A 3,852-nucleotide genomic window follows, 5' to 3' on the forward strand; every position below is an offset into this window, starting at 1 on the left:
CATCCACAGAGCATCTCTCAAACAGGATAGAAGCCGCATGGCAATTGCCATGCGGCTTCTATCCTGTTTGAGAGATGCTCTGTGGATGACGCCGTTTCCCTCCGTTTCGAAGTGCGTTCGGGGCACTATTGCGGTCTGACCGGCAAGACGGATCTTCAAAAGTGTTTAATCGGCAGCGGCTTCGATGCCGATTTGGTCTTTGTCGAGCAGGGACTGGCACCGCATCACCTTCGTGTAACTCTTCTTGGCAAGTCGATCGAACTGGAGGCGCTTGCACCCGGACTCAGTATCGAGGGCAACCGGAATATCGCCGCAGGCCAGTCCGTTGTTGTGCCCCTTCCTGTCGTCCTGCTCGTAGGCGAGATGTCCATTGCTTTGTCCGTGCAGGATGCAGAGCCGCCTGGTTCGACCGGCATACCGCGCCTACCGATCGGTGTGCTCGCCATGGTCATAATCAGCTCACTCGGGATCGGCGCGCTTTCAGGCACGATCTCCTATCTTGGCAATGCAAGTGGATCGAGCCCCAATTCACTTCGGGCTGAAGTCGCGTCCAGAACGATCAGTCACCGCGCTGACAATGAACTTACGGAGGCAGCGGCCCAAGAGCTGCAGGAGGAAGTCGATCGAGCGGGTCTTCTCGACGTCAAGATTGGGTCGGCAAAGGGTGTTGTGACCGCCGAAGGCACCGTCACGTCTGAATCGGTCATCAGTTGGCAGAAGCTTCAGCAATCGTTCGATCGTCGCACCAAGGGTACTCTAACACTGGTGAACGGAGTGCTCATCAAAGAGGAGAAGGCGCCATCCGCAATCGCGGTCGAAGCTGTGTGGCATGGGGTCCAACCATATATTGTCATCGACAGCGAGAAGTATTTTGTCGGCGCCATTTTGGCTGATGGATGGGTGGTCGAACGTATTGAGGACAGCCGTGTGCTGCTGAGCAGGAATGGCCGCATTGCTGCTCTCCAATATTGAAAGCTCGCAGGCCCCATCAAGCAGCACTCTATGGCCAGCCAAACATCCTGTCGCGCTCGGTGCTGACAAGCTGGCTGCGTTGGAAACATTTGCTGCCCAGCCATTTCGCGCCTGCTTGTGGCTCTCATGCAGGGTCACGCGCTGGCCAAGGCTGAGGCGCCTTCGGAGTTCGAAAGCCACGTTTCATGGCGTAACAGCAGAGTAAGTCTCAACCGATTGCAAAGGTGTCTCGATGGCCAACGTCCTGCGTGACTTCATCAAGCGTGCGCCGGCCAGCCCGGATTTAATGGTTGCGTTGATGCTGCTTCTGGCTGTCGCGATGATGGTCATGCCTATCCCGGTCGTGGTGGTCGACGCCCTGATAGGATTCAATATGGGGTTGGCCATACTGCTGATGATGGTTGCCCTGTATGTCAGTACTCCACTTGATTTTTCCTCTTTGCCCGGCGTTATTTTGATTTCCACTGTATTCCGTCTCGCGCTCACGGTCGCAACGACGCGACTGATCCTGGCCGAGGGGGAGGCCGGCAGCATTATTCATACTTTTGGCGATTTCGTCATTTCAGGCAATATCGTGGTGGGTTTCGTCATATTTCTGGTCGTCACCATGGTGCAATTCATGGTCCTCGCGAAGGGTGCCGAACGGGTGGCAGAAGTGGCGGCGCGTTTCACGCTGGATGCTCTGCCGGGCAAGCAAATGGCGGTCGACGCAGAGCTACGCAACGGCCACATCGATGCCAACGAATCCCGCCGGCGGCGCGCCGAATTGGAGAAGGAAAGCCAACTCTATGGCGCGATGGACGGCGCGATGAAATTTGTGAAGGGCGATTCCATCGCCGGGCTGGTGGTTATCTGCATCAACATGCTGGGTGGAATTTCGATCGGCCTGCTCTCCAAGGGCATGTCCTTCGGCGAGGTACTGCATCACTACACTCTGCTGACGATAGGCGATGCATTGATATCGCAGATTCCGGCCCTTCTGCTCTCCATTACTGCGGCGACCATCGTCACCCGTGTGACTGGGACGGCGAGGATCAACCTCGGTACAGAAATGGTCAGTCAGCTCACGGCCAGCACTCGAGCCTTGCGACTGGCGGCCGGCGTCCTGGTTGTAATGGGGTTCGTTCCTGGGTTTCCCCTCCCCGTCTTTCTGATGCTGGCCGCAGTGTTCGCTGCGGTAAGCATTGTCAAGGCTGATGTGCTGGGCGCCGGCACTGCCGATGCGAAAGGTGGAACTGCAGCGGAGCCTAAGCAAGCCGCGCCTGCGAAGGAATTCCCGATCGCATTTTTTCTAGCGCCAGATCTTATGCAGGCGGTCGATCAAGCCGAATTGCAAAAACATATTGGGCGCGTTTCGCTCCTGGTCACAGCCGATCTGGGCATTATCGTTCCTCGCATCCCTGTCTTGGTTGACGAGCAGCTGCCTGAATCGCAATTCCGAATTGATGTCGAGGGCGTGCCAGTCGAACAGGACGCCTTAGATCCAAACCAGATGGCGCTCCGAGCCGATGTAGCGCACGTCGACTCGAGCGGTGTCCCCCTTAGACGTGAGCCGAAAACGGACAGACTCCCGGTTGAACATACCCCTGCAAAGGCCCTTACGGGCGCCGGCACGGAGCATAGGGCTCCCGGCGAACTCCTCGCCTTGCGCGTCCATGCAGCGTTGACCCGCTACGCACCGCGATTGGTGGGCATCCAAGAGACCCGACATTTCCTGGGCCGAATGGAGCAGGAATATTCTGAGCTTGTGAAAGAGGTGCTACGCACGACGCCGATTCCTCGGATTGCCGATGTTCTGCGCCGCCTCCTGGAGGAAGGTATCCCAATCCGCCACACCCGTCTCGTGTTGGAGGCATTGGCCGAATGGAGCGAGCGTGAGCAGAACGTTGCCCTGCTGACGGAATATGTCCGTTCTGGTTTGAAGCGACAGATCTGCCACCGCCATGCCAACACGGAGGGCATCGTGTCCGCCCTGGTCGTCGAGCGCGAGAGCGAGGATGTGATGCGTGGCGCGGTTCGAGATTCGGATGCAGGCCCCTATCTCGCACTGGAGGATCGGCAAAGCGAAGCGATGCTATCACAGATACGTCAGGTCCTTTCGAACGCAGAACCGGGTCAAACCCGCCCTATTCTGTTGACGTCGATGGATGTCCGACGTTTCGTCCGCGGCTTTCTGACGCGAAACGGGGTTGATCTCGCCGTGCTGTCTTATCAAGACCTCGCCTCCGACTTTACAATTCGCCCCGCAGGATCCGTCACACTCCCGCACGGATCGAACAGCGGATTGTTAGAGTAGTCCCACCTTTCCTAACTGAACGCCACGCGCCTCCCCGATAACTGAGAGATAACATGAATAGTAATACAGTTTCTCCATCGCCTATGTTTCTGCGCCGGAACTCACTTCTTTTTGCCGTACTCGCCATTCTGCCTTTGGGCGGTTGCGCCAGCTGGCAAAAGCCGGCTCTTTCCGTGCAGGAGACATCTTCCCCCGAGTTGCTCAGCGCCGATCAAATCGATCCGGCTATGCGCGAACGCATTTTGCGCGAAGTTGGTCAGGATGTTCAAGAGCGGGCTTTGCGGGATGAGGTGAAGCAGCACCCGGACAATGTTGATGCGGCGATACGACTTACAAATGCCTTGGTGGGCCAGAAGCGCCCGCACGAAGCGGTTGAGGTGCTCGACAGCGTCTTGGTTGCAGCCCCAGGAAACGTACGTGCATTGAATGCGAAGGGCGTGATTTTGGACATTGAGGGGCGGCATGACGCGGCACAGGCCCTGTATCGGCGAGCTCTCGAAAACGAGCCAGGCAATCAGATGGTGCAGCATAACTTCAATCTGTCGCTTGCCTTTAACGGCAAGTCCGAACAACCAAGGTTAGCA

General features: G+C 57.2%; 3 protein-coding genes. All 3 read left to right on the top strand.

The genetic code is table 11. The features are described from left to right. Positions 1-81: 81 nt before the first annotated feature. Entirely contained in the window at positions 82-972 is an 891-nt protein-coding gene (locus tag EN994_RS21695) for a hypothetical protein (protein WP_024505382.1), read from the top strand. A 232-nt stretch (positions 973-1,204) separates the two neighbouring features. Continuing rightward, entirely contained in the window at positions 1,205-3,268 is a 2,064-nt protein-coding gene (gene sctV / locus EN994_RS21700; protein WP_063169272.1) for a type III secretion system export apparatus subunit SctV, read from the top strand. A 53-nt stretch (positions 3,269-3,321) separates the two neighbouring features. Next, positions 3,322-3,852 (top strand): tetratricopeptide repeat protein (locus tag EN994_RS21705; protein WP_245466060.1); only part of this gene is annotated, 531 nt, incomplete at its 3' end.

This window comes from Mesorhizobium sp. M7A.F.Ca.CA.002.09.1.1 (assembly GCF_003998555.1).
GTDB lineage: Bacteria > Pseudomonadota > Alphaproteobacteria > Rhizobiales > Rhizobiaceae > Mesorhizobium > Mesorhizobium ciceri.

Coding starts and splice junctions, on each gene's coding strand:
- sctV (WP_063169272.1), top strand. CDS start 1,205: ATGGCCAACGTCCTGCGTGACTTCATCAAGCGTGCGCCGGCCAGCCCG.